Here is a 612-nt window from a genome sequence, read left to right on the forward strand (position 1 = left end):
CCGAGCAGGTTGCCCGGTCCCCCGGCTGCCTCGGGTGCGGCGCTGATCGCGCTGACCGGGACCGCGGTGTGGCCCATCGCCGGCAGCGCCGGGGCGCCGGTCCAGGCCACCGGCACCGACAACTTGCCGCCGATGGAGGCCGCCCCGCCGATGGCCGCGGCCGGGTGCACCGCTCCGGCACCGCCGCCGAGCAGGCCACCGAGCCCACCCAGACCGGGCAGCGCCTTGGCCGCCGCCGGAGCCGCACCACCGATCAACCCCACCGACTTGGCGATCTGGGTGAAGGTGTTGGCCATACCGGTACTGAAGTACGGCAGACCCTCGGTGTTATAGAACAGGCCGGCGAACGGGCTGTACCCGTTGACGAGTGTGCCCAGGTTGGTGGGGATGGTGGTTTGGCCGGTCAACAGGAACCACAGCTCTTGCAGCGGGTTGGTCGTCGTCTGAGCGGCGGCGGCGGCCTGCGGGGCCGCGGTCGTCGTGGCGGTGGTGGCCGCCTTTTGCGCGACGTTGGCCGCGTTGCCGGCGGAAGTATTGGCCGCCGCGTTGGCCACCGTGCTGGCCTGGGTGGTGGTGCCCGCGTCGTTGGTCACCTTCGGGGCGGCCTGGAGA

Annotated in this window: 1 pseudogene; it reads right to left on the reverse strand. The window is 72.4% G+C overall.

Going from position 1 to position 612, the window contains the following annotated elements:
* Positions 1-612: pseudogene (locus tag A5704_RS28720) on the reverse strand (hypothetical protein); the annotation flags it as partial.

This window comes from Mycobacterium sp. E735 (genome assembly GCF_001666955.1).
Taxonomy (GTDB): Bacteria; Actinomycetota; Actinomycetes; order Mycobacteriales; family Mycobacteriaceae; genus Mycobacterium.